This window comes from Bradyrhizobium monzae (assembly GCF_021458635.1).
Lineage (GTDB): Bacteria > Pseudomonadota > Alphaproteobacteria > Rhizobiales > Xanthobacteraceae > Bradyrhizobium.
The window spans coordinates 768,007-792,440 of the sequence record NZ_JAIRDQ010000001.1; the positions used below are offsets into that span (position 1 = coordinate 768,007).

Annotated in this window: 17 protein-coding genes; 7 read left to right on the plus strand and 10 right to left on the minus strand. The window is 56.9% G+C overall.

Going from position 1 to position 24,434, the window contains the following annotated elements; genetic code table 11:
* Positions 1–425 precede the first annotated feature (425 nt).
* The 5 genes from K3F49_RS03875 (at position 426) to K3F49_RS03895 (ending at position 5,852) form a co-directional block, all read left to right on the plus strand.
* Complete coding sequence (locus tag K3F49_RS03875; RefSeq protein ID WP_234679573.1) at positions 426–1,601, plus strand: putative sugar O-methyltransferase; 1,176 nt, start codon at positions 426–428, stop codon at positions 1,599–1,601.
* Between the two features lie 430 nt (positions 1,602–2,031).
* Positions 2,032–2,442: an IS66-like element accessory protein TnpA gene (tnpA, locus tag K3F49_RS03880; RefSeq protein WP_234679574.1), complete on the plus strand. Its 411-nt coding sequence runs from the start codon at positions 2,032–2,034 to the stop codon at positions 2,440–2,442.
* Complete coding sequence (gene tnpB, locus K3F49_RS03885) at positions 2,439–2,786, plus strand: IS66 family insertion sequence element accessory protein TnpB (protein WP_234679575.1); 348 nt, start codon at positions 2,439–2,441, stop codon at positions 2,784–2,786. The genes tnpA and tnpB overlap by 4 nt, the downstream gene beginning before the upstream one ends.
* Positions 2,787–2,800: 14 nt before the next feature.
* Positions 2,801–4,335 (plus strand): IS66 family transposase gene (gene tnpC / locus K3F49_RS03890; RefSeq protein WP_234680566.1). Its coding sequence is split into 2 segments (ribosomal slippage): positions 2,801–4,145 and positions 4,145–4,335, totalling 1,536 coding nucleotides; the frame shifts between segments, so codons are not numbered across the junction.
* A gap of 518 nt (positions 4,336–4,853) precedes the next feature.
* Positions 4,854–5,852 (plus strand): hypothetical protein, encoded by a 999-nt coding sequence (locus K3F49_RS03895; protein ID WP_234679576.1) that lies wholly within the window; start codon positions 4,854–4,856, stop codon positions 5,850–5,852.
* A gap of 220 nt (positions 5,853–6,072) precedes the next feature.
* Here K3F49_RS03895 and K3F49_RS03900 read toward each other — a convergent pair whose 3' ends face one another.
* The 10 genes from K3F49_RS03900 to K3F49_RS03945 form a co-directional block, all read right to left on the minus strand.
* The gene (locus K3F49_RS03900; RefSeq protein ID WP_234679577.1) at positions 6,073–6,927 is read right to left on the minus strand and encodes an NAD-dependent epimerase/dehydratase family protein; all 855 of its coding nucleotides are present in this window, start codon (positions 6,925–6,927) and stop codon (positions 6,073–6,075) included.
* Positions 6,924–8,147, minus strand: coding sequence for a class I SAM-dependent methyltransferase (locus K3F49_RS03905; protein WP_234679578.1), 1,224 nt, complete (start codon positions 8,145–8,147; stop codon positions 6,924–6,926). Before K3F49_RS03905 ends, K3F49_RS03900 begins: the two co-directional genes overlap by 4 nt.
* Positions 8,144–8,695 (minus strand): dTDP-4-dehydrorhamnose 3,5-epimerase, encoded by a 552-nt coding sequence (gene rfbC, locus K3F49_RS03910; RefSeq protein ID WP_234679579.1) that lies wholly within the window; start codon positions 8,693–8,695, stop codon positions 8,144–8,146. Before rfbC ends, K3F49_RS03905 begins: the two co-directional genes overlap by 4 nt.
* Positions 8,692–9,777 carry a CDP-glucose 4,6-dehydratase gene (rfbG, locus tag K3F49_RS03915; protein WP_234679580.1) on the minus strand — a complete coding sequence of 362 codons (1,086 nt, stop codon included), beginning with the start codon at positions 9,775–9,777 and terminating at the stop codon, positions 8,692–8,694. The genes rfbC and rfbG overlap by 4 nt, the downstream gene beginning before the upstream one ends.
* The gene (rfbF, locus tag K3F49_RS03920) at positions 9,777–10,544 is read right to left on the minus strand and encodes a glucose-1-phosphate cytidylyltransferase (protein WP_234679581.1); all 768 of its coding nucleotides are present in this window, start codon (positions 10,542–10,544) and stop codon (positions 9,777–9,779) included. The genes rfbG and rfbF overlap by 1 nt, the downstream gene beginning before the upstream one ends.
* Positions 10,545–10,723: 179 nt before the next feature.
* The gene (locus K3F49_RS03925; RefSeq protein ID WP_234679582.1) at positions 10,724–16,306 is read right to left on the minus strand and encodes a rhamnosyltransferase WsaF family glycosyltransferase; all 5,583 of its coding nucleotides are present in this window, start codon (positions 16,304–16,306) and stop codon (positions 10,724–10,726) included.
* Entirely contained in the window at positions 16,299–17,666 is a 1,368-nt protein-coding gene (locus K3F49_RS03930) for an ABC transporter ATP-binding protein (RefSeq protein WP_234679583.1), read from the minus strand. Before K3F49_RS03930 ends, K3F49_RS03925 begins: the two co-directional genes overlap by 8 nt.
* A complete protein-coding gene (locus K3F49_RS03935) occupies positions 17,656–18,474 on the minus strand; it encodes an ABC transporter permease (RefSeq protein WP_234679584.1) in 819 nt (272 codons plus the stop codon). The genes K3F49_RS03930 and K3F49_RS03935 overlap by 11 nt, the downstream gene beginning before the upstream one ends.
* Positions 18,475–18,834: 360 nt before the next feature.
* Positions 18,835–19,929: a hypothetical protein gene (locus K3F49_RS03940; RefSeq protein WP_234679585.1), complete on the minus strand. Its 1,095-nt coding sequence runs from the start codon at positions 19,927–19,929 to the stop codon at positions 18,835–18,837.
* A gap of 503 nt (positions 19,930–20,432) precedes the next feature.
* Positions 20,433–21,365 (minus strand): glycosyltransferase family 2 protein, encoded by a 933-nt coding sequence (locus tag K3F49_RS03945; protein ID WP_234679586.1) that lies wholly within the window; start codon positions 21,363–21,365, stop codon positions 20,433–20,435.
* Positions 21,366–21,501: 136 nt separating this feature from the next.
* Here K3F49_RS03945 and K3F49_RS03950 point away from each other — a divergent pair, with 136 nt between their 5' ends.
* Positions 21,502–22,830 carry a hypothetical protein gene (locus K3F49_RS03950; RefSeq protein ID WP_234679587.1) on the plus strand — a complete coding sequence of 443 codons (1,329 nt, stop codon included), beginning with the start codon at positions 21,502–21,504 and terminating at the stop codon, positions 22,828–22,830.
* A 405-nt stretch (positions 22,831–23,235) separates the two neighbouring features.
* Positions 23,236–24,348 (plus strand): CgeB family protein, encoded by a 1,113-nt coding sequence (locus K3F49_RS03955; RefSeq protein ID WP_234679588.1) that lies wholly within the window; start codon positions 23,236–23,238, stop codon positions 24,346–24,348.
* The last annotated feature ends 86 nt before the right edge of the window (positions 24,349–24,434 follow it).

The window sequence follows — 24,434 nt, forward strand, 5'->3', positions numbered from 1 at the left end:
GATCACACACAAGACCGCCAATCCACGAGCGAATAGACTCGCTGTTACCCATCACACAAAGCGCCCGGCCGCAATTCACCGGATTGTAACTAGAGGCTCGTGAATGCAATCGGTTCAGAATTGTGTGACACTACGACGTAGCATGCCCGTAACTTTGCTGCCTCAGCCGGCGGGTATATGCGATGCGCAGCTGGCAGTTGCCTTTCTGTGCCAATCGGTGCTGGACTCATCATTTGAGCTGACGGGAGGCTCCTCGGCCTTCCGTTTCCTCCAAGCCCTTTGATTCTACCGGGCGGTCGCTGAATAAGGTCCTGTCCACTCCGAGAGAATTGACTATTGTCCCCTCAACCTCGACCACACTTGGTCGGATCATGTAGACACGAACAGGCGCACGGCCTTGTAAGGGAACTTAGGAAATGCAATTTATGCGTCGTTTGATTGCGCGCTCCTCAACGGAAGAGGCGCCCCCCGCAAAGCCAAACCTTGAGCATTTCGCTTGGCTTCTCAACGGCGCCCCGTCCGCACCACCGGCGCCTCTTGTTTATTCACCCTCCGCAGACCCTGCGGACGATCTTCCTTTAGTGGCGCGCGTGATGGAATCCTATAAACAGTCATTTGGTCGGCATCGTCCGGCGTCAGATTCCATGTGGGAGCGCGATCTTACGATCATTAAGAAAGAAATTCATGACGCGCTCAGTGGATCGGATATTCAAAAAGCGGCAAGGCTTCTGCGCAATCCTGCCGAGACCACATTCTTTTGGGGCTTTGACGCTATAGCAAAGGCGCCACCTGGCTCGGTGGAGCCACATGAGAACGTAATCAAGCAGCTGAACAAATCAGAAGATTGGAAGTCTCTCTATTCGCTTTGGCTAATGAACGGATTAACATCTGTTGCAGAAGCACTTGGAACGCGCCGCGTTCCCTACCTCGAAACCGATCCGCAGCAGGTAGGCCTGCACGAGAAGGCAGCACAATCGACGGATCAGGTTCTTGATCAGATCGAGGCGGCCCTCGGCGTCAATCTAGAGTTCCCGAACCCATTTCCTGGAGAACTCGGCTTACCGTCGAGCCGGGGCATAGTTGGCTTCCGTTCGGTTCACGCCATCTATCAGGCATGGCGGATCGCGCAGATTGCGAAACAACGCTCAGGCTTTAGGGTTTTGGAAATTGGCGCCGGCCTCGGGCGGACGGCTTATTTCGCAAACCTGCTTGGTGTTAAAGACTACACGATTGTCGACATTCCCTTGACTAATGCAGCTCAGGCCTACTTCCTAGGGCGCGTGCTTGGGCCCAATTTTATTCGGCTCAGTGGCGAACAAGAAAGTGCGCACATCAAGATCATGTCTGCATGCGATATCGGACCAAGCGCTGGCCACTTTGACCTGATCGTCAACATTGATTCGTGGACTGAAATGTCCCGCGACACCGCGGAGGCATATTGGGATTTCGCGCGGTCGGCGACGAACGCTGTCCTTTCCATCAACCACGAACACAATGGTTTTACGGTCCGCGATCTATACTCAAAAGACGCGGCGGTAACTGCCACTCGTTTCCCATATTGGACGCGACGCGGCTACGTCGAAGAGTACTTGACCTGGTAGCTCGGAATGGCGCTTCTTCGTCGGGACCGCCGCGGAGCGGGGCTGGAGGATTTGGCGCCAATTCCGCGCGGTATGCCACTATCGGAGGCTTGGTCCCGAATATTAAAGCGGCAGAGCCGCTACGGCGCCGCCAGCTAAACGTGACGGCCCTACGTTGCGTATCAAGCTCGTAGCCTTGATCGTGATTCCACCACTTGCGTTCGGCGTGGAACCGCTTGACCGATTGGGCCACCGTATTCAGTTACGTGTTGAACAGGTCGGCAGCGGCGGCCGCCGCCTCCAGACGTTTGACAAAGGCGCATTCTTGTGCACGTTCATCCGGTCTCTCTTGGAACACTGAAGCTTCCCAACCTCAGCCTCCTCGGTTCAGACGTATCCGTCCGGTGAAGGCCGCCTTGCCGAATGAGGCGTGTTGTTGAGAACTGTCCTTATGGACAGTGATGGGCGCAGTGCCCAAGTCGAACGGCTTGAGGTGGTGGACACGGGTCGGCGACGGCGCTGGTCCGAGGGCGAGAAGCTCAAGATCGTCCTGGAGAGCTTACAGGCGCCGCGCCAGGTTGCGGCAACAGCGCGGCGGTATGGCGTTTCGCGCTCATTGCTGCTGCGATGGCGACGCTCGTTTCGGCCCGAGCCGAAGGATGCCGCCGATCAACCTGGCTTCGTACCGGCGATGGTGGTCGCGGAGTCAGTGCCGACGCCTTGTCCAGTCGCGCCGGCCAGCAGCGGCGGGGCGATCGAGATCGAGTTTGCGACCGGAGCTCGGATGCGGATCACGGGTGCGGTCGACGCGGCGACGCTGAAGGCCGCCGTGGCGGCGCTGGCAGATGGGCGCCTACGGTGATCCCCATTGCGTCGTGCGTGCGGGTGTGGATTGCGACCGGCCACACCGATATGCGTCGCGGCATGAACTCGCTGGGCTTGCTGGTGCAGGAAGCCTTCAAGCGAGACCCGCACGGCGGCGACCTCTATGTGTTCCGTGGCAAAAGCGGAAAGCTGATCAAAATCCTCTGGCACGATGGGCTCGGCATGTCGCTCTACGCCAAGCGGCTGGAGCGGGGCCGCTTCCTGTGGCCGTCGTCGGCTGATGGCGTAGTGACGATCACACCAACCCAGCTTGGCTACCTGCTTGAGGGCATCGACTGGCGGATGCCGCAACAAACCTGGCGACCGCAGGCGGCTGGCTGATCGCTGGGATTTGAATCGGTAGCAGGATCAGCGGTTCGGACAGAGACCGCGTCTTGTTGGCCGCGGAAGCCGAGGCCCAGGCGGGGAGCTTGCTGATCGAGAAGCTCAAGTTCACGATCAAGAAGCTGCGGCACGAGCAGTTCGGACAGTCCTCCGAGCGCGGCGCATTGCTGGACCAGCTCGAGCTGCAGCTCGCTGACCTGGAGGAGAACGCGGCGCAAGCTGAGACCGCGGCGCAGATGGCAGCCGAGAAGACTGCGGTGCCATCGTTCGAGCGTCGCAAGCCAGCCCGCCGGCCGCTGCCGGAGCATTTGCCGCGGGAGCGCATTGTTTATCCGGTGCCTGCCATCTGCCCATGCTGCGGCGATAGCCGATTGCGCAAGATTGGCGAGGACGTGACCGAGACGCTGGAGCTCGTTCCGCGCCAGTGGAAGGTCCAGCACGTGCGCGAGAAGCTCGTCTGCCGGGCCTGCGAAGCGATCACCCAGCCGCCGGCTCCCTCGCATCCGATTGCGCGCGGTCGTGCAGGGCCCAAGCTGCTGGCCCATGTCCTGTTCGCCAAGTACGGCCTGCACCTGCCGCTTCATCGTCAGAGCGGCGTCTACCAGCGTGAAGGCATCGATCTCGATGTATCGACGCTCGCGGACTGGGTAGGTGCCTCCGCGGCAACCCTGATGCCTTTGGTCGATGTGATCCGGAGCCACGTCTTCGCAGCCGAGCGCAACCACGCGGATGACACCACGGTGCCAGTCCTGGCTAAGGGCAAGACCCGGACCGGCCGGCTCTGGACCTACGTGCGCGACGACCGTCCGTTTGCTGGCCCAGATCCGCCGGCGGCCGTCTTCTTCTATTCGCCCGACCGTGGCGGCGCGCATCCGGAGCACCATCTGGCGGGCTATGCCGGACTGATGCAGGCCGACGCCTACGCCGGCTTTGGCAGGCTCTACGAGGCCAATCGTAAGGGCGGCCCCATTATCGAAGCTGCGTGCTGGGCGCACGGCAGGCGCAAGTTCTTTGATCTCGCGCGGCTCAGCAAGGCGCCGATCGCGGCCGAGGCAGTCAAGCGCATCGATGTCCTGTTCGCCATCGAGCGCGAGATCAACGGTCCTACTGCGCAGGAGCGTTTGCGTGTGCGCCAGGAGCGTAGCCGTCCCCTGATCGCCGACCTGGCGGCGTGGTTACGCGAGCAGCGCGCCAAGCTCTCCAGGAACAACGACACGACCAAAGCGATCAACTACTGCCTCAGCCGCTGGGATGCATTTAGCCGCTTCCTTGATGACGGACGGCTTTGCATGTCGAACAATGCTGCCGAGCGTGAGCTACGGGCGGTCGCCGTGGGGCGAAAAAATTGGACCTTCGCGGGTCCGACGAGGGTGGCCGGCGTGCGGCTGCCATATACAGCCTCATCGCCACCGCCAAGCTCAATGACATCGATCCACAGGCTTGGCTCGCCGACCTGCTGGCGCGCCTACCAGATCACCCTGCCAAGCGCATTGACGAACTGCTGCCTAGGAATTGGCAGCCTCAGAGCGTCGCTCACGCCGCTTAAGCGCGATCAGCCTTCCACCACAAAGCGGCCTATCTAGGGGCCTTCGCCGGATGCGTACGTTCAGACCAGATGGACTGAGACACCACACATGCATTCCGTGGCGCGGGCTCCGCCCCCTCCCGCATCCTAGGGCCGTCTTTGATCGACTCGGTTCCCCGCCTGATCTCCGTAAACTCTTTTTCCTAGAGCTTTCGGACACACATAAGGTGTAGTACTAGCGGCGTTCGGGCATCGGCTAGGTCGCACGTGCGGGATATGCTCGGCAGCACAACTCAAGTTCGCTAAAACCTCATTTCCAGTGTCCGAACTCGTGATTGATCGGGGGCCACGATATCGGCCAAAACGTTCTACCGCTTAATCTTGAGTTCCGCGAAAACCTCGGAGCAAACGCAATAATTTCGCAATACGCTATTCGGCATTAAGCGACACACGCATGAGCGCGCTGGGAAATCTAGCTGAGGCTGACACCGTTAAAGGTTATGATGACAGATTCCAGGCTTTCGTTGAAGAAGGCGAACATGTCAATTGGGGTTATTTATCTGGCTCGGTACGCTGAGGGGCCGGAACCGATGCTGCGGTTTGTTGAATCGTACGAACGATACCCAGCGGGGATCGATCACGACCTGATCATCGTTTACAAGGGCTTCCCGCGCTGGTCTCCTAGCTTCAGAGGTATATTCCGGCGGATTAAGCATCGCGCGCTCGCAATGGCTGACGAGAGTTTCGACATTGGTGCCTATCGCCTCGCCTCAGAACAGATTTCACATCAACTGATCTGCTGCTTCAACACCTTCACCGAGATCGAGTCCGGTGATTGGCTAAGAAAACTTCATGCAGCTTTGGCGGAGCCGAGCATCGGCATCGCCGGAGCTACAGCCTCATACGAGAGCTTCCGTGAGAGCGTTAGGGCTATATCGAAAGCAGTCTGGTTTGCTATCCATGGCACTCCATTCGATGCCGAGGTAGCTGAGCTTTGGGGGCACGAAATCATAAAGCACGCTCCAAACCCGGACTCTCCGATCTATGGAGCTGATGCCGTCACGATCGAAGCAGAATTTGAACGTGCATGGAATCTGACCAACCCTGCGGTTTTGACTATGCCCGGCTATCCAAATCCGAACATTCGTTCAAACGGGTTTATGATGGCTCGAAACGACTTCCTCAACTTCACACCGAAGATCATCACGACTAAAGAGCATACATATGGAATCGAGAGCGGGCACAATAGTTTGACTGCCAGGATCGTTTCGCGCGGACAGCGCGCTGTAGTCGTTGGCGCCAATGGCCTGATCTATGATCAACAAGACTGGCCCAACAGCGATACGTTCCGCAGAAACAGACAGCGTAACAAGCTATTCTCCGACAACCAAACCCGTGACTACGACAAAATGAGTCCAGCACGAAAACGGCTTATGGAACAATGGACCTGGGGAGAACAGTTCGTCGAGGTCAAACATATTACCCGCCTGCCTAATTGGTGGGAGCCTCTCCCGTTCTCCCCTGGATGGTTTGTATAGCGCTGCCCCTAATTGTAGCGAGGCCGAGCCTTGGACACCTAAAACTAGAATTTTGCGCCTCTTATAATACTTCGCCGCGACCTACCATTGGAAGAAATACGAGGTTGCACGTCGCGCACGCCGGTCTTCGGATATCAGCACCAAACGAGTGGCACACGCGCGCAAGCCTCTGATCTTTCGCTCCAGAACTCCCATGAACTTGCGACCTGATAGTCCATCGCTAAAGGGCGGCCGCTGGCAAATCATTCAGTTTTGAAGGCGCCCCCCAGAATGCTAACGGCTCGTAGTCAGGATAGGCGTAGTAACCCCGCTGTAGTTCGATATCGCTGGCTCGCGCTTGGCAACGCTGCAAAACCAGATCCAGAACCGAGATCGGCTTCCCGCTACAACAATTAATGACACCGTTGCAGGCTTCCGAGTTCTCGAGCGCGAGGACAAAATTGGCAGCCACCTCCTCGACTGGCAAGTAGTCCCGCAACTGATCGCCAGCCGACATTCTAAACAATGGCGCCCGTTCGTCGATCGCGCGATCAAGCTGCGCCAACAGGCTCTTTGGGCTTTGTCCCTCGCCATACATGTAGAACAGCCGCATCCATTGCAGGATGAATGGCTTTTTCTGCTGTAAGAACTGCAGAGATTTCCGGAGAGAGTCCTTGGCAAAGCCGTACGTCGTGATCGGCGCGGTTGCGGCCCGTTCGGTCAGTGGCCCGTACTGCATTCCATATTCAAGACAGGTGCCCGCCACCATGATTTGCGACACGCCCGCATCCACGGCGGCTTCCAGAAAAGCCAAGTCAGCAGGGAGATTTCGGCCGAGGTGAAAGAAGTCGCGATAGTTTGGTAGACCGGGCCAAGCCAGATGGATCAACGCAGCGGGTCGAAGATCCTCAGAAAGTAGTGGTCGGAAGTCGCCGTGAAGGTCGCAAGAGACAAAGTGGACCCGCGTAAACCACGGCATCGATCGTGCTTTGTCAGCATTGCGGGCGACAGCGGTGACGGAATGACCTTTGGCGAGCAGCGCGCTGACGACATGCCGCCCGACAAATCCCGTTGCGCCTGTCACCAAAACCTTCACGGCAGAACCTTCAGTTCCGGAACGGCGATGACGAATTTGGTGCCAGAACCCAAAACCTGCTTCTGCTGCTGGACCACCTCATCGGCGATATTCCAGGGAAAGATGACAACCCAATCGGGCTTGAACTTTGCAAGTTCGAACGGCGGCAGGATGGCGAGATGATTGCCCGGCATATAGTTGCCTTGTTTTGAGATCGCGGCATCGCAGACGAAACTCACGAGGTCGTGCTTGACCCCCGCATAGTTCATCAGCGTATTCCCCTTCGCCGCAGCACCATACGCCGCGACCGATTTACCTGCGCGCTTTTGAGCAATCAGGAATTCAACAAAATCGTCTTTGACCTTGTCCGCCTTCTGCTGAAATCCATTGTAAATGGCTAGGTCACGCAAGCCATAAGCATTCTCTTTCTCCAGCGCATCCATCACGACAGACCGCGTCTTCCGCGGGTCGCTTTCGTGGCATCCGTAGATGCGCAGGCTACCGCCGTGGGTCGGTAGTTCCTCCAGGTCGAAGATACGCAGTCCTGCCTTTGCAAATATGCCAACGACGGCGGTCAAGGAAAGATACGAAAAATGCTCATGATAGACCGTATCGAATTGATTGAACCTGATCAGGTTCATCAGATGGGGAAACTCGAGGTTGATCGTACCGCCCTGTTTGAGTGCGATCCGAAGGCCATCCGTGAAGTCGTTGATATCAGGCACGTGCGCGTAGACGTTGTTACCGCATATCAGGTCGGCGCGTTTGCCCGCTTCCGCTAGCTCCATCGCCGTCGCCACGCCGAAGAACTTACGCAGCACCGGAACGCCAATTTTTTCCGCTGCGTCGGCGGTGCTGGTGGGCTCAACACCGAGGCATGGGATCCCGGCCGCGACGAAATTCTTCAGCAGATAGCCGTCATTGGAGGCGACCTCGATCACGAAACTGTCGCGGTTCAGCTTTAGGATTTCAGTGATCTTCTCCACATAACGCGCCGCGTGCTGCAACCAACTGAGCGAGGTCGAGGAGAAATACGCATAATCGCGAGAAAACAATTCATCCGCCGCCGTGTAGTCCTCCGTCTGGACCAACCAGCAATTGTCGCAGACGTAGAGCCGCAGCGGGAACGTCGTCTCTGGCGCTCGCAACTGGCTCGCCGAGAGATAAGCGTTCGATGGAGGAGCGTGACCGAGATCGAGAAAGACGTGTTCGAGTTCATGATGGCAATGACGACATTTCATACCGCTATTCCTTCGAAATTGTTGTCGAGAAGCGGATGATGGAGGTCCCTCTCGGACAGGTCGGTCGGTGTCAGTGGCCAATCCACGCCAATCAACGGATCATCGAAACGAACTCCGCCTTCTGCTTTAGGGGCATAAAACGCGGTATGCAGATAAAGCAGTTCGGAATCCGGCTCTAGCACCTGGAAGCCATGGGCACATCCTTCGGGGATAACCAGAGCCCGGCTATTTTCTGGCGTGAGCTCAAGCGACATCCACTTTCGAAACGTTGCCGACCCCTTGCGCAAATCGACAGCCACGTCGAACACACGCCCCCTAAGGCAGCGCACAATCTTCATTTCCGCATGTGGAGGCACTTGGTAATGCAGCCCCCTGAGCGCGCCCACGCTTCGGGTGATGGAGTGATTTATCTGAACGATCAATCGCGATCCGATGATGTCTTGTTGCTCGCGCGAGCAGAACAGTCTGGAAAACCTTCCGCGCTGGTCTTGATTGGCAATACTCTCTGCAACCCAGACACCTTCGATGCCGGTCCGCTCGAGCTTCATGAGGCCTCCCCCTCGGCCCACGCCAGCTCCCGGGCGTTAGCGCGTGCCACATAGCGCTCGAGTTGCGCGCGGCTGACGACGTCGCCTCGTTCGAGCCAGGCTTGATACCATTCGGCAGTGGCACTTACACCTTCGTCGAAGGTCCACACCGGCTGCCATTGCATTCGCTGACGGGCCTTGTCGCTGTCGACCTGAAGCAGATGCGCTTCGTGCGCGTGAGCCTGGCCAGGGGCATACCATTCCGCGGCCGACCATTGCCGCTTGATCGTGTCGAGGACCTGCCGAACTTGGCGATTGCCTTCCCGATCGGGCCCGAAATTCCAGGCCTCGGCAAACGTGGAATCGCGTCCGATTAATTTCTGTCCGAGCATGAGATAACCCGATAGGCACTCGAGCACATGCTGCCAGGGTCGCGTTGCCGTTGGCGATCTGATCTCCACAGGCCTACCGTGCTGGATCGCACGCACCAAGTCCGGGATCAGACGATCTTCCGACCAGTCGCCCCCCCCGATCACATTGCCAGCGCGCGCCGTGGCCAGCAGTGGCGCGTCAGGCGAGTTGAAGAATGATTTCCGGTAGCTCGCGGCAACCAGTTCGCACCCAGCCTTTGACGCGCTGTAGGGATCATACCCTCCTAGACGATCGGTCTCTCGATAACCCCATACCCACTCGTTGTTCTCGTAACACTTATCGGTAGTCACCACGATGATCGCGGTGAGGCGCCTAGCCTCACGACATGCCTCGAGCACGTTTGCGGTCCCCATGACATTGGTGGCCCAAGTCTCAAGGGGCGCGCGATAGGAGCGGCGCACCAGTGGCTGAGCGGCCATGTGGAACACGACCTCCGGATCAGACTCCCGTATCTGATCACGTAGCGGTCTCTGATCGCGAATATCAATGAAGTGCGACTCGATATCGAGATTTAGTTGGCCGAAGTGGTTGGGATCGGTCTCCGGCGGAAGTGCGATTCCCGTGACCTTTGCGCCTAGCTCCTTGAGCCACAGGGTCAGCCAGCTTCCCTTGAAGCCGGTATGTCCAGTAACCACCACATGGCGGCCGTTGTAGATATCGCCGAACATCATCACCAAATCTTCCAGGGCGCCCTTCCTGACGACCACAATTCCTCAAGATGATTTTTGTCGCGAAGCGTGTCCATTGCCTGCCAGAAGCCGCTGTGTCGATAGGCGGTCAATTGGCCCTCGGCAGCCAGCCGCTGCAGGGGTTGTTGTTCCCATACAGTGTTGTCACCGTCGAGATAGGAAAGCACACCAGGCTCAAGTACAAAAAATCCGCCGTTGATCCAGGCGCCGTCGCCAGCCGGCTTTTCTTGAAAATGATGAACCGTCTCGTTTTCGATGTGGAGCGCGCCGTAGCGGCCGGGCGGCTGGATCGCAGTCACCGTCGCCAGTCGCCCAGCCTCACGATGCTTGGCGATGAGCGCTGAAATATTTATATCCGCCACACCATCGCCGTAGGTAAAGCAGAACGATTCGTTGTCGAGATACGGGGCGACCCGCTTCAATCGGCCACCGGTCATCGTGAGTTCGCCGGTATCAACCAGCGTCACACGCCAAGGCTCGGCGAACTTTTGATGAATCTCCATGCTATTTTCGCGCATGCTAAACGTAACGTCGGACGTGTGCAGGAAGTAATTGGAGAAATACTCCTTGATGAGGTAGCCCTTGTAACCAAGGCAAATCACGAAATCATCAATTCCGTGTCCCGAATACATCTTCATGATGTGCCAAAGAATTGGCTTACCGCCGATTTCAATCATCGGCTTCGGCTTGAGATGGGACTCTTCGCTGATGCGGGTTCCCAATCCACCGGCAAGAATAATCGCTTTCATTCTCTCTCTCTTCAATTCCCGACGGAATTGGCCGCTTCGGGTCCGCCGCTCGAGAGCGGCGCGTCCTTATGCACAAATCCAAGCACCGCCCTTATTGGGAAAGTACTCAAAAGCCATCCTAGCATGCTCGGTTGAAATCAGGAAAACCGCTATCTATCCGTGCATCAGGAACGCTCGTCTCACCTGCTATCGCTGCAACCGAGAGTTATCCCATATCTAACTAACGCTTGGCTTTTGTTCCGGAAAGCGGCGGCTAAGAGACGAGCGTTGCCTGTGTCGTTTAGCGACGCGATCCCACTCCGCGCCCGCACAAGGGGCGAGAACGCAGTACTCCAACCTCCCCCCGCCAACCGAAGACATATGTCGGACACTGGCAAATTTCCATCTAATTCGAGCGGCCAAAGGCCGACCCGCTTCAATGACGCGACCCGAAAAAACGCTAGCAAATCACCGGTTGTGGTCACCGTCTGAGGTTTCAGGCCCAATGCATACGGGCCTGACCAGGCCACGCTTCGGCCCAGCCACGGCGATTCCAGCGAACCGGCACGGTTGACCATGCTGCATCCATCCACCACGCAGTCGTCTGGCCCAACTACGACGCCGCCTACGGCACCGACCGTAGGATGTAGCTCGAATAGGCGAACGGCTTCTGTGATAGTCTGCTGGGATTGAACGATGACGCCCGCTGCGGCGAACACTAAGATTGCGTCGGAATTAATCGTCTCAACGCTAGTGACGTCGCCTATCCAAATCAGTTGCGGCAAGTGATCCGCCTTGCGCGCAATGTACAGCTCACGCGCACCGCGATATTCCGGCCAGTCCGCAACGCAGAACCGGTGGGACTCGGCCATTCGGGCGATCTGGCGCTCGAGGACATGCCTGACCGATTCGATCGAACGCTCATCTCCTTCAGGTCTGTTTGTCGTGGAAGCAGCATGTTGTCGCCAGTGATAAAGCACTTCCCCTATGTGCTCGATTCGGCCGCCAGCACTGGCTACCCGCATCACGCTATCCCAGTCGTGACACCATGTGGCGCCGGGGTCAGTATAAAGGCCAAGCGTTAAGGCCGTCTGCCGCTTGATGGCGCACAAATGCCAGATATACGAACTGTCAAGATTGAGGATCGGATCGAACGTAGCCCGCAGGTAGGGCGACGTTGGCGTGCCTTCGACAAGCGTGTCCTCATCGGAAAAGATCAGATCCGGCTGCTCCAATCGGGATATTGAACTCGCCAGAACCTGCAGGGCATCCGAGGCAAGCACGTCATCCGCGTCCACCGGCACTATGTAATCGCCTTGAGCGAGATTTAGCCCGCGATACATTGCGCCTATGATGCCAAGCGGCGCCGGTTCGACTATCACCCTTGCGTTCCAACGATCGGCGCCGTGGTGCACCAGGTGAGCTAATGCGTCCGGGGCGATCGGGCCGTGCGCCACAATGACCCATTCCGCCGGCCTCATGCTTTGTCCTGCGATTGATGTCGCCAACTCATCGAGCAACTCGATGCTCGTGCCTTCATACACCGTTGTGATGATGGTGATGGGGACAGACCCGGCTGGAAGCGGATAGCGCGATTGCCGCGCGGCAATATGCATGTCGAGCCACTCGGGGTATTTTAGAAGGCTTGCGCGTAGACGCATGACGTGCCCGCGATTGGCGTCCGGATGCACTTCCCGATAGGCAGATTCGCGCTCAAGGCCCAGTCTTGGGGAATAGACCCGCTGGTCTGGAATCAGCGACCAAAAGCGCGATAACCAACGTGTGAGGTCCGGGGGAGCAATCTCCGTCGCCCGTTCAACGTGGGCTCGCATGAAAGGCGAATAGACAACGCGCCTTCCCGCCTCCGCGGCCATCGCGCCAAGCCAGGGGCCAAGCATCTCGATTGCAATTTTTTCGCGCCGCAGTTCACTCAGGCACTGCTTGAGAAAGGACGTCTTGATGACGCAGTGCGCCGTTGGGACCGCCGAAGCCGTATGCGGCTTCCACATTCGGGCCCCATAGCCCGGGTCCGAAAGCGCACGCCCCTGATCCGGACAGCCGCAGCCATCGCCGAAGCCGAACACGCGTGGACCATCAACGATCACGGATCTGTCGTGCAGCATGCCACCGACCATTACCGCATCTGCAAACAATTCAAGGAGCGCCATGGCCTCCCAGCGCCACTCATCATCGAGCGGCAAAATGCCCCGCTGTTGCAAATGAATGAGATCACTGTCGATACTGTCAACGGCATCGGCGAACTCGACGACATTTCCGTGCCTCAGCACGATCGTCGTCGGGTCTGCTACCGCCTCCACGGCTTCATCGGCTGCGCCAAACAGAATCGTCCGGATCGATTGCTCATTCGATCGCTTTCGCCGAAACCACCAATCTACATTGTACTGAAACAGCGGACTGTTCACGAGCTCGATGTTCGCTGCACCGGAGCGATCCAGAAAGCTCTGCAGCGTCCGACGGTGCGACTCGGTAATGTACGACTTCGATTCGATGTTTCCGGATGTCGATGCACCGTGCATCCGCCAACTGTAGAGTACTTCCGGAACATGCTTCGGCTTCTTACCCGCTAGCATAAAACGGATGAAGCTGTCCCAGTCGTGACACCCTTCGGCAGAAGTATCGCTGTACAAGCCAAGCTGAATTGCCAATCCGCGGTCAATGGCGCAAAGATGCGCGATATAACACGAGTGCAGAAACAGCACGGGATCCCAGTCTGGCTTGAGATACGGCGAATGAAACCGCCCCGTGTCCACCTTGTCTTCGTCTGTAAAAAGCAGTTCAGGATAATCATTGTCCTCAATGAAACGGGTGAGGACGTGGACGCAATCAGGCTCGATCAGATCGTCGGAATCTAGCGGTAGAATATAGCGCCCCGACGCTCGTTCGAGGCAGTACCGCATTCCCCCGATAATGCCCAGATTGCTCTCGACGCGTTCAAGCCGCACACCAGCATGCCTTGCAAGCCTCGCGAGGGCGCGACGGGTACCCTCCTCCGAGGAGCCGTTGTCAAGGATCAGCCACTCGAAATGCATTCCGCCGTCCTGAAGAAAAACGCTGTTGCCAAGCTCTTCGAGAAACAGAGGATCGGTATTATAGACGGTGGTTATAAACGAAAGCAGGCCAGGCGTCTGGCGGTACATTCCATCTCGGCGACGACGGGCAAGGCTTATTTTGCGATAAGTCTCGTAGTCACTCTTCGCCACGTAGGGCATGCCAGGCACAGCCGATTGCGCCATTTCGCGCTCGCGCATCTCTCCCAAGCGCGCAAGCAAATCCGTAACGATTCTGTTGAGGCTCTGATCCCAGTCCGTCGGCAATGCGATTGTGCCGGAGGAATCGTAGCTCGGTAATCCACAGTTGATCCGTCCGGCGGCTCTCTCGATAGCCTGCCCGACGCTTTCGGCATTCGGCTCAGCAACAATAATATTGGGCGAGAACGCCCGCATGCGTTCCGCCGTCTTAACGGCGAAGCTGTTGGTGACAACCAACTTGCCCGACGCAGCCATCTCTAACGGCGGATAGCTCGGATGCGGTGACAGCATGAGCGACAGCATCAGATCTGCGGTGCGCACGCGTCTGGCATATTCGTCGAAGCTCATCCATGGCAAAGGATTGAGCATGACGCCGCCGCCAAGCGCGATTGGCGGAATCTTTTCGCCCATCGCCCAGACTTCCCAGTTGCCCTTGTCGATTGCACCGGAGGCGACGGCGCGACGCAGCGCGACTAAGCCAATTTCGAACAAGTTGCGGCGGGCAACGCTAGGGCGAGCGTAGAACAGCAGCACCTTCTTGCCGGATGGCCCGCTGGCCGCAGGAAAATAATGGGTGCGATCGAAAGCTGGATTGAACCATAGCGCATCGGCCGCGAATGCTGGGTCTGCAAAGCGCCCAACGCCTTCCCTCACCAAATGGTCGAGCAGCAGTTGGGTATTGATCACTGGGATATGTGGCAGCCCGTAAGTTTCAAGCGCGCGGGCCTGAAAAGTGGAGCCCTCGTGTAGAATCGCCTCGAAATCCTGAATCAGGTAGATAAAATTCTTGTGAGCAGTATTGGCGACGGCGTATTTCGCAATCTGGGCAGTCCACCAGGCAGTTGCGAAAAAGACGTCGCGAATGCCGATCGAGATTGGTCTGGTGCGGTCGAAACCATCGACGATTTCAATGCGGTCCCTGGCTACGGGCCGATTTAATAGCCGCTCCATGTAAGGAAACAGCGCCTTTTCTTCACCTTCCAGCGACACATCGCAGGCGATCAGCCGAATATGCTCACCGTGCTCAGCTAGCATCGACGCAAGTAGCAGGGCGGTGTTGGGACCGCCGGACATGTGCTTGAGCCGAAGGCTTGGCAAAAGCACGTTGACACAGGGGCGAACGGCGAGATCGGCCGCTACCTGGAAATTCAGTGGAGGGCATAGATGATATCCTGGCACCGGCGAAAGGAGCTCAGCGTCCAACGCGTGGGTGGGTTGGGAAGCAGCTATGGGGGTGCCATGCGGGAGCAAACTCGTATAGACCTCGAAGGAGCTGATCAGCCCGCGATCACGAATATACTGCCCGATAGAACGCCCCAGCTGGGTCTGCCTCATGTGCTGTTGATAAAACGCGAAACCGCGCCGCAGAACGAACTTACGAAGACGTTCGACTGTCCCCGAATTGTCATTTAAAAAGGAGCGCCTTAGCGACTTCACGCGAGCGCCGAGTATCGGACGAAGACTAGAGATCCGGAAGGCCTCGAACTCCAGATTTCGCACGCCACTTAGAAGGCGCCGTGGCACTGCCATTATGCGCCAACTGGTCGATCCTAGAATATCATCCAGCCGATTACTTAGCTGTTCGCTTCTCTGCTCAAGATCCGCGATTACCTCGGCCGACGTGGCGAGATCGCGCTTAAGATCCGCGATGATGTCGGATGACGCAGTAAGCTCGCGCACCACCTCAGAGAGATCGGGCGAAGAAGATAGATTGCTCCAGATATTCTGGGTCTGATCGAAGGACGGATCCATTTTGTACGGAGCGCCGTTCCATTCCTTATTGGCAGGAAGAACCAGCGCCGAGCGGCCGGAAATAACGCGCAGACCTAAGCTGTTCTTTGCAGCGGCCGCCTTCCTCACGATGCACATCGAGTTGATGAATTCGACCGAATGGACCAGCGCTAACGTTTCTTCATCCAGCCCGCACCCGTATTCCTTAAATATGCCGCGCAGAACTTCGCCGCGGGCCTCGGGCACTCCCCAGTGCTCATGGTTGATGACATCGGCAAGGCGTTTGAAAAAATGGATCGAGGAGAAAGGATGGTGGAGTCCGCCTTCGAAGCGATCCCAGTAGCTGCAATGCAAATCCTCGGCGATGAAGAGCCCCCCCTCCGAAAGATTCGGAAAATAGAGCGCGAAGGTCTTGACGATATCGGTGGACAGGTGTGAGCCGTCGTCGATCACGATGTCGAACTGTCCCGACCGCTGGAGAATCGACTGGTGCGTCTGCGGATCGTTCACGTCGCCGATGACGACGCCGATGCGTGGATCATCATACGCCAGTATCTTGCAATCCTGATTGATGTCACAGCCGACGATCACCTCTGCATTCGGAAAGAACTGAGACCAGATCTCGAGCGAACCGCCGTTCTGGACGCCGATCTCAAGGATGCGAACGGGACGATCCCGTAGGGATGAGAATAGGCGATCATATTCATCGAGATAGAGCGACCACTTGTCGGAAGTCTTTCCGGTGTGGTTGGCGTAGAGCTCGTGGAGCGTCCGTTTAATCATTCTTAACCTGCAACTCGACTCGTTCGAACGGAATGCCGACAAGTCCGTAACGAACCTTGCTAGAAGCGACGTTGACGATCAGCGCGTCATGCATCCAATGATGCTGGATGTTGTCATGGCGATCCCCGTCTGCGAGGGACGCCATGACGGCATATTGCCCGTTTGGGAGCATCGGTAAACGGAACTCAAACACGGCTTCAAATATCGTGTCCGACTTGATGCCTACCGGTATCCGGTCGGTGAACGGAAAGGTATTCTCTCCGAATAGATCCTGCCCCAAACGGTCGCGCATCAAAAATCCAATGACCGGCTTGTCGAGCGGACCATGTGCTTTGGCGCGGACAGTCATGCGAACAGGCTCGCCGCCCTCGTAGACCCCCTCGGGACCGCCAGACAATTTTGTCAAAGAGACCGACTGAATTTCGGCGCGGCCGGTCTTCCAGCCGGTAGCTGCTTTGGTGTTGTCCTGTACGCTGGCGACCGCGCCATAATCCACGATTGGGACTGGGTGGGGGTCCACTATCGATGTATGAGTCCCCGGGCCTCTCGCCGGTTGGTCTGACGCAACGGACATTAACTTGGCTTCTTCGCCGTAGACCTCCTGGAGCGTGAACTGGAGGTAGCTTTCGGAAACCTCTCTGGACTTGCCGGTCATCTGGACCCGGCCATGCGATAACCAGATTGCCGATTCACACAGGTTCTGTACGGCAGCCGTATCGTGGCTGACGAACAGCAAGGTGCCACGCTTTTGAAATTCCCTGATGAACCGCATGCATTTTTGGGTGAACACCGCATCACCGACTGCGAGCGCTTCGTCGACCAAGAGAATGTCGGCGTCGACATGTGCAATGACTGCAAACGCCAGACGGACATACATGCCGCTTGAATAGGTCTTGACCGGCTGCTCGATGAAGTCACCAATATCGGCAAATGTAGCAATCTGCTCGAAACGGCTGCTGATCTCGGCCTGGGTTAGACCGTAGAGCGTCGCGGCCATATAGACATTCTCGCGCCCAGTGAATTCCGGATGGAAACCGGCCCCCAATTCCAACAGAGCAGCTACGCGACCGTTGACCTTAATCGAGCCACCGCTAGGATTCACGGTTCCGCAGATCATCTGCAGCAGGGTGGATTTTCCGCTGCCGTTGCGCCCGATAATACCGACGGTTTCGCCCTTCTTGACCTCAAAGGAAACGTCTCTTAGAGCCCAGAACTCACGAAAATACTGTTGCGGCGGCCTGCCGGTCATCGTTCGCAGCCGCGGAAACAAGGACTGCTTCAAACGATCGTGCGGCTTGTCGTAGATCTGGTAGCATTTGCTGAGGCCCTCAACCTTAATCGCAGTTTCGCTAGAGAACATCGGCGAATCCTCGACGAGTCTTCTGAAACCACACAAAACCACACCACGCGACAAGGGCGCCGCCCAAAAGATAGATCAGATACATCGACGAGTCTGGCGCCTTGCCCCAGAACAACACGTCCCGCGCCTGCTCGATCGCGGGCGTCATAGGATTGAGGAACAGAAAACTGCGATAGCTCGCCGGAAACGCATTCACCGGATAGAAGATTGGCGACAGAAACATCAGAACCGTAGTGACCATGCTCATGAATTGCGCCACGTCGCGCAGATAGACGCCCAGTGAAGCAAGAAACCAACTCACTCCAAGGGTAAAAAGCAACAGCGGCAGCAAGACGAGTGGTATCAGCACAACGGTGAGGTGCGGGACCCCAAACAAGATCAAATACGCAATCAACCAGACGCACATGCTCACCGCAGCATGAAAGATTGCCGAGCCGAGCGCAACGCAAGGCAGTATCTCCAGTGGGAAAATCACCTTCTTCACGTAGTTCGCGTTGCTCAGGATTAGGCTGGGCGCGCGGTTGAGGCACTCCGAGAACAGCGTGAACACGACTAGTCCCGGAAACAACACCATCGCAAACTCAGTCTTCGAGTCGCTCGCAACATTCCAGCGCATCTTGAAAACCACGCTGAAGACGAAGGTGTAGATGACGAGCATCAGGATCGGATTGAAGAATGACCAGAAGAGGCCGAGCACGGATCCGCGATAACGTCCAACTACCTCCCGGTGCACCAAGGCGGCTATTAAGCCGCGCCTGCGCCAAAGGCTTGTCAGCATGTTCAGTGGAACAATTGAAAAATCTTGCATCAGTCAAGAACCACTGCAGCATCCGCTCGCGGCTTTTAGGCCCTTTTGCTGCGCAGGCTGACTGAGCCGCCGAAGACGCCGCGGCGCTGCATCGAGCCGGCCGCGGCCCGCGACGCCGCGATTAGCGGAGCCCGATCCCAGGGCCGCCCCATCGGCGGGAAGTGACAGCAATTGCGCATGACAGAGCTTCGCGCGAACGACGTACATTCATGTCTCCAGGAAACTGCGAATATCGCTTCCAGATCGATTAAGCTACTGGAATGCCAACTGGAACCCACCCAGGCAGATCAAGCGGGGTTGTTTACCAACATGCGCTACGCAGTACAATCAACCGGGCGCGGATTGTTGGTAGTATAGTACCTATGATTGAGGGGTCTCTTGCACTCCGGAACCCGCCATTTGACGGCTTCTGCCGTCACCCCAAGTCATTGTCGTGAACGCGCGCTTCTCGGCCGCACTCATGTTCTGGAATGCGCGGGTCTGATTGTCTTTGACGAGAAGATTGTGCTGGTCTCCAAGGCGAAATGTACCACTATCGCCCCATTCCTCCATCGCGTACACACGCCCGTTAGCCCCCACCACCACCACTTTCAACCCGCGCAGAAGAATTTGCTGTGTCAGCCCGTCGGGACCGCTCTCAAACAAGTAAGAATCGTTTTTGGTTTCGAGCGAATCGGGCAGCACATTGAGAAAGAGCTTTCGTTCAATCATGAAAGCATTCGTTCTGATGTGTGGGTTTGGAAACACCTTCATGTCCTTCAGGCGCGCCAGCGCGCCGCCGGGTCCGATCTGATTAGCCCAGTAGGCCTCGAATCTGTCGTCCAGCGCTTGGTCGCAATTGGCGCGCGACGAGCGTGCCGAGAAATAGGAAACCACGAGAGACACCAATTTGGTTGCCAACCATTTTGGTAAGCGCCTTCTGATGGCCTGCAGCAATCGCAGCGCGCCGGCTGGATTTGGAATCCCCTTGCTCTGAAGCAGCCACCACCCCTTCTGAACGTGCTTCATGCTGCTGAGAGGGCTTTCATAGGAACCGGTAGCTCCGGCGATTCCGACCTCCGTATCGGCAAATGCCGAATCAAGCTTGCGCAGCCAGCCGTCCGCCGCGATTTCCGAAAATGTGTTAAGGAAAACCACGCGACGATGTGGAAGCTGGGCCGCAGCGTCAGCATAGGCAGCGATATCGAATCCGTCATCAGACAATGACACGGAATGGGGAAATGCACGCGCCAAGCTTTGGTCGAGCGCGGTTTTCCCAGAGGGGAAACCTTTTCGGATAACCACACGATCATGCGCAATCCCAGGCGAACGACGCTCGAGGGACTCGATGAAGTTCATGACCGGTCTTGTTCCTTCAAGATAGCGCGCCAGATAGATGACAGCTAAATCGCTGACAAATGCCGAGCCCTCTCGAGGAACGACGCCGTCCTTGCCGGTAAATCTGCGAAACATCATGAGAGTTACGGTACGATAAGAGAGGCCTCACCGGGCCCTCGGCGAGGTCAAGACGTATCGCCGATAAACGCTCTTTCCCACGCCGCGCCAAGACGCCCAGCTGGATCTCTATCTGCAAAGCCCCGCGGAATCCAGAGTTGTTTCCAGTTTGCTGCTGACAGCTTTGCCCCGACGTGAACACCTCACCTAGGCGAGCCCGCCCGACTCGATAGAGGGCCACATCCAGGATAGCGTCGCCCGAGGTGACGGAACGTACCAGACAGATGGGTTACACTTTCCGCCTTTGTTCTGCGGGCGGTGTGGATGCTGTGGAACGCCAGTTTTGCGATGGAAGAGCGCCTGCGCTTTTGTCGCCAGGCTTCTGGATGTCGAAGCACAACGGAGGTATGCGAGACGTTCGGCGCTCCAAAGCGTCCGGATGGAGCGCGGACAAGGGACGTTCGGGCGATATCAAGGCAGTGCTCGCCGCCTATACCGAGGATGTACAGGCGGTCGCGCAAGCGCTATATCCGTCCGAAAAGGGCACCGACATACATCACGATTGTCTCAGTCACGTTCTGTCGATACACGCCCGAACGCCACAACAGCTTTATCCGATCGGCCAATTTGCTTCGTCGTGCGAGCGAAAAGTCGTCGAGCGTCGCCAAAGCCGACGGTGTGAACAAGCCCCTGATTGATCCAAGAGCCGTGAGGCTTACGTCATTCCAGCCTCTCCAGCGTCCACTTCCAAAGGCCATCGTCCGAGTCAAACGCGGACGTATGCCCCTGTTCGATCCGATTAGATTTTGCGAGTGCTGACGATATCTTACCGACGGTAAAGGATCATAGAACGCGCTTCCACCGGCAGCCGTCACCAGTTGGTAGGTCCACCAGTCGTGCGCGATGAGGATTACGGTCTTGGGTGTCTGTGCAAGCAAAGCTCTCGCTGGCCTATTCATAACCATCGTATTCCCGCCCCCGATATTCTGCACGAGGGCGTTTTGAAAACTCGTCTGGCGGGAGAACAACGCCGAAAAACCAATCGGGCTTCCAGCCTCATCAATCAACTGTGTCCTTGCGAAGTAGAGGGCCGGCCTCTCTTGCCCGGCCTTCTCGAACCAATTGGTGGCCCGTTCAAGCTTTTCAGGCAACCAAACGTCGTCCTGATCGCAATATGCAAAGAGGTCACCCTGTGCTTGCCCTGCCTCGCTTACAAGCCCAAGGAAGTTCTTCCAAAAACCTTGCTGCGGTCCTTTGATTATGGTGACCTTCTGGGATATTGCTTGCGCAAAAAGTTGAACGATCTCGCGGGTCCGATCCTCGGAACCATCATCCGAAACAATCAGCTCCCAGTTTGCGTAGGTCTGCGAGGCCAACGACTGTAGCTGCTCTTCGATATGCTCCGATCCGTTGTACGTCGCCATCAGAATGATAATTTTGGGGCCCTGAGACTTCATTTCATCCGAAACTCACGTTCCCAAACATCAACACCGCAAGTCACATTGAGTTTTTAGGTCGACAACCTAATCAGAGCAAGTGTTCGGGGCCCCAATGCAAACTCATCCTACGATTGAACCCCCACTCGCTCGCAGGATGCCACAGTTCGGCAAGACTGAAAAGCGGCTCACGATATTGGTCGCTCTTCACATTGCAATCTGCTGCATCTCATTGATTGTAATCGCAACCGCAACCCCCAAGACCCTTATAGATGCTGATGTCTTCCACATTCATTTCCGACTTGATGCACTGTGGATTGCATTGCCGACCGTCGCGCTGTTTTCAGTCGTCGTGGGCTGCCTATTCATCTTCTATCCTTTCTCCATCGGCTATTTCGTCGGCTTTTACTTTTTCAGCATGACGTCGTGCTTTCTGTGGCTGACCTGTTTCAGTGGGTTTCCGTACGATCATTTGCGCGCTGGTTGGTCGGCTGCGATCTCCTGCGTTGCATTTCTGCTTCCTGCGCTCCTACTGGGCAGGTCGTCGAAACTTTCGCTGGAGGTCTCGATCACGACCTTTGATCTCATCGTCTCTCTTGCCATCTGCTTGGCCGCGATCGCTATTGCATCAGGAGCCTACCATAATTTTTCTATCCCTCTCACGGGAGGACTCGCCGATGCGCGCGAGACCATTCTTGTTCCAAGACCGATCGGGTATCTGATCTGGATTAGCTCTAGCGCACTCCTACCATTTGCCTTTGCCTATTCTCTAGCGCGCCGTTGGTACAAACGCCTTGCAATCGTAATCTTGCTGCAGCTTCTGCTTTTCCCGGTCACCTTAACTAAGACCGCTCTCTTTGCTCCGCTTTGGCTCACGTTTCTTCATTTACTAACAACAAGAACATCGTCGAGATACGCAGTTGTACTCTCGTTGCTTTTACCGATGAGCCTCGGCCTTCTTCTTTTGCCTTTTGGATTCCCCACTGCTGGTCAACCATTCTCGATAATAAACTTTCGTATGGTTGCGATCCCCGCACTGGCGATGGACATTTATAACGATTTTTTTTCGCACAACGAGCTCACGCATTTCTGTCATGTCTCCCTCCTAAAGACCGTGCTGACTTGTCCCTACAGCGACCAGCTTTCGATCATCATGCATCATGAGTACCGCCTGGGCTACTTCAATGCGTCCTTGTTCGCGACAGAGGGAATTGCGTCAGTTGGCGTGTGGCTCGCCCCGGTTTCAGCATTCGTTTGCGGCATAGTCATCGCGTTTGCAAATCGAGTTTCAGCCGGCTTGCCAAACGCCTTTATCTTGGTTTCGGGCGGCATGCTTCCGCAAGTCTTGCTCAACGTCCCCCTCTCCGTGGCCATCGCTACTCATGGCGCAGCCCTCTTATGTCTGCTTTGGTATTTAACACCACGGCAACTGTTCATATTCGCGGCACCACCCAAAAGCCTGAGTTCAACACAGCCAACCCCATGATTGAATAGGTCCCCAAGATTGCCATCTAGGATGAACCGCTTGCGGGCTCCTCAAACCCTGTCGTTCGCAGCGAACTCCACATGAAGTTTCCTTTTCGGCACGTCCTCGTTCGAATTCCCCGACCGTTCAACGTTCCTCCAGAAAATCTCGACGAGCAGCTAAAGGACATCGCGAAGCCCAAGCCCCGTCCGAGCTCAAATTCAGGTCGGAACCAGCACCACTACGAACGAGGCTCCATTTGCGCGCATTCACATTCGATACTCGCGAAGGCATCGCAATCGTCAAATAGGCTCTATAATTAGTCCATCGCAGGCGAGACAAAGGGCTCCTAAGGAAATGCGCATCGTTATTCTGAATGCGGACTATCCGCGCTTTCTTTCTTGGATGTATCGGCGAGAGCCCAACTTGAAGACTGCCTCCTATGCGGTTCAGATGGCCGGTCGCAATGCGAGCCTGTTTGGGGTTGCGGATTTCTATTCGCGCAACTTTGCTGCACTCGGCCATACGGCGATCGATATCCACGTCAATAATCCGTGGATGCAATCCACTTGGGCACGCGAGCATGGCCTTAACTTTGAAGTGCCGGCTCCAGACGATATTGTTGCACGAGACGCTTTTCCGGGTTGGCTGCAACGTGCCATCGCGCCGTTCAAGCCCGCGCTGCGGCCGCTGGCGCGCAAGATCGGATTGAGCCCGCGTCTTGATGCGCAATCGGAGCAGATTCTCCTGGCGCAGATCGAGGACTTCAAGCCGGATCTCGTGCTTAACCAGGACCTGTTTCACGTCGACACGCGCTTGGCGCGCCGGATCAAGCAAATCTGCCGCCCCACCATGGTCGGCCAGGTCGGAATCGTGCCCTCTCGAGGTGAAGACTGGTCGGTTTATGATCTCCTGATCTCGCAAATCGCCGCGGTGGTGGATTTCTTTCGCCAGCAAGGCGCCCGCTCAGAGGTCAACCATCTCGGTTTCGAGCCCGCGATCCTCGACGTTCTTCCTCCCGCACCGTCGCGCAGCATCGACGTCTCGTTCGTGGGCGCCGTATCGGCCGATCATCAGCGGCGAGTCGCGCAGTTGGAAGCCGTCTCGCGGCGCCACGATCTGAAACTGTTCGGCAGCGGTCTGCACACATTGCCCGCCTCGTCGCCCCTTCATCGCTGTCACCAGGGCGAGGTTTGGGGCGTTGAGATGTATCAGGCGCTACGCGCATCGCGCGTGACGCTCAACTCGCATATCGACATGGCCGGCCCCGAAGCCGGCAATGCGCGCCTGTTCGAAGCAACCGGTATCGGCGCCTTCCTGCTCACGGACTTCAAGGACAATCTCCACACGCTGTTCGAGCCTGGCCGCGAGGTCGCGACCTGGCGTTCGGCCGACGACTGCATCGCGCTGATCGATCGCTATCTCAAGGATGAGCCCGCGCGCCAGGCGATCGCTGTGGCCGGGCAGGCACGCACGCTCTCGACCCACACGTTCCGCCAACGCGTGGAGACTATCCTGCGGCTCGCCGAGCGGACCTAGCAGCGCTCCCCCCATTCGCTTGATCTTGACGGTCCCCGCCAAAATGGCCAAAGTGCTCCTGCGTGACGCTATGTCACTATAATTGC

Excerpts from the sequence above, each read along its gene's own strand:
- K3F49_RS03875 (WP_234679573.1), top strand. The coding sequence starts at position 426 with ATGCGTCGTTTGATTGCGCGCTCCTCAACGGAAGAGGCGCCCCCCGCA.
- tnpA (WP_234679574.1), top strand. The coding sequence starts at position 2,032 with ATGGACAGTGATGGGCGCAGTGCCCAAGTCGAACGGCTTGAGGTGGTG.
- K3F49_RS03895 (WP_234679576.1), top strand. The coding sequence starts at position 4,854 with ATGTCAATTGGGGTTATTTATCTGGCTCGGTACGCTGAGGGGCCGGAA.
- K3F49_RS03905 (WP_234679578.1), bottom strand. The coding sequence starts at position 8,147 with ATGAAATGTCGTCATTGCCATCATGAACTCGAACACGTCTTTCTCGAT.
- rfbC (WP_234679579.1), bottom strand. The coding sequence starts at position 8,695 with ATGAAGCTCGAGCGGACCGGCATCGAAGGTGTCTGGGTTGCAGAGAGT.
- rfbG (WP_234679580.1), bottom strand. The coding sequence starts at position 9,777 with ATGATGTTCGGCGATATCTACAACGGCCGCCATGTGGTGGTTACTGGA.
- rfbF (WP_234679581.1), bottom strand. The coding sequence starts at position 10,544 with ATGAAAGCGATTATTCTTGCCGGTGGATTGGGAACCCGCATCAGCGAA.
- K3F49_RS03925 (WP_234679582.1), bottom strand. The coding sequence starts at position 16,306 with ATGATTAAACGGACGCTCCACGAGCTCTACGCCAACCACACCGGAAAG.
- K3F49_RS03930 (WP_234679583.1), bottom strand. The coding sequence starts at position 17,666 with ATGTTCTCTAGCGAAACTGCGATTAAGGTTGAGGGCCTCAGCAAATGC.
- K3F49_RS03935 (WP_234679584.1), bottom strand. The coding sequence starts at position 18,474 with ATGCAAGATTTTTCAATTGTTCCACTGAACATGCTGACAAGCCTTTGG.
- K3F49_RS03940 (WP_234679585.1), bottom strand. The coding sequence starts at position 19,929 with ATGATGTTTCGCAGATTTACCGGCAAGGACGGCGTCGTTCCTCGAGAG.
- K3F49_RS03945 (WP_234679586.1), bottom strand. The coding sequence starts at position 21,365 with ATGAAGTCTCAGGGCCCCAAAATTATCATTCTGATGGCGACGTACAAC.
- K3F49_RS03950 (WP_234679587.1), top strand. The coding sequence starts at position 21,502 with ATGCCACAGTTCGGCAAGACTGAAAAGCGGCTCACGATATTGGTCGCT.